The organism is Geobacillus sp. DSP4a, assembly GCF_013096875.1.
Lineage (GTDB): Bacteria > Bacillota > Bacilli > Bacillales > Anoxybacillaceae > Geobacillus > Geobacillus thermophilus.
Window position 1 is genome coordinate 1 of the sequence record NZ_SDLD01000228.1, and the last position, 390, is coordinate 390.

Sequence of the window (390 nt, forward strand, 5' to 3'; positions counted from 1 at the left end):
GTGTGAAATTGTTCTTTCAAGAAAATTCTTTTTTACCCACTCAAGCAGGTCTTGCCGATCTCTGAATATTATTTCACAGCTTTGGCTGATCATGGGATTGTTTCCGGTGGGCAAGGCTTGGCGAACGTCCTCTTGAAGTGAAATGCACCGTTTTCCGCTCGCAAAACAATAACCAATTTCGAACGCCACGCCTTCATCTATGTGAGCGCCATGAAGTACCGCCAGTATAAGGTCGGCATCAGCCATAGCTTGTATATCTGCATCGAATACTATCCTGGCTGCTACATTTTCGTTCGTGCCGCGCTCTACGATATCTCTCAGTAGTAAGCCATCTTCTTGCGGTAAAAAAACGTCAAAATAAGGGGATAATTCCTCCTTAAGCGAAGCGTT

The 390-nt window shown here is 44.9% G+C and carries 1 protein-coding gene; it reads right to left on the reverse strand.

Annotated features, from left to right (window positions below; all coding sequences use genetic code 11):
- On the reverse strand, window positions 1-390 hold a 390-nt coding region (locus ETC02_RS17120), incomplete at both ends, for a nucleoside 2-deoxyribosyltransferase (RefSeq protein WP_171698495.1).